The following is a 535-nucleotide window of genomic DNA, read 5'->3' on the forward strand; positions in this document are numbered from 1 at the left end:
CTTCTTTGGTACTTTGCATCGCTGTTGTGAATGTAGCCAAGAGGGCCAAAATTTGGAGATTGGAACGTACTTACCGAGGTGGTGTTGGTCTTCGTTACATCTCGCGCATCGAAAATGGTGTCATTCATTGCCACTAGTACGCCGCGGCCTTTTGAGTCCTCATCGGTTGCAGTAACAACAGCATTGTATAAATTGACCGGGCCATCGGCACTCATGGCGGTGGATGGTCGCATCGCGCCCACGATCACAACGGGCTTGTCGCTCTTCACCGTTAAATCAAGGAAGTATGCGGTTTCTTCCAACGTATCCGTACCGTGGGTGATGACGATACCGTCAACATCATCTTGAGCGAGCAGCTCGTTAACCCTTTTCGCTAACTTCAGCCATACCTCATCGTTCATGTCTTGAGAGCCGATGCTGACGACTTGCTCACCAGAAATATCCGCAATGTTGGTCATGCTCGGCACAGCAGAAATTAATGATTCGACGCCAACTTTACCTGCGGTGTAGTTCGACTCAGTGGCAGATTGACCTG

The 535-nt window shown here is 49.9% G+C and carries 1 protein-coding gene; it reads right to left on the minus strand.

The window, feature by feature from the left end:
- Positions 1-535, minus strand: a 535-nt coding sequence (locus R7Q11_RS28950) for an asparaginase domain-containing protein (protein WP_225467317.1), incomplete at both ends; no start/stop codon positions are given.

The sequence above is a fragment of the Vibrio sp. 970 genome (assembly GCF_033339075.1).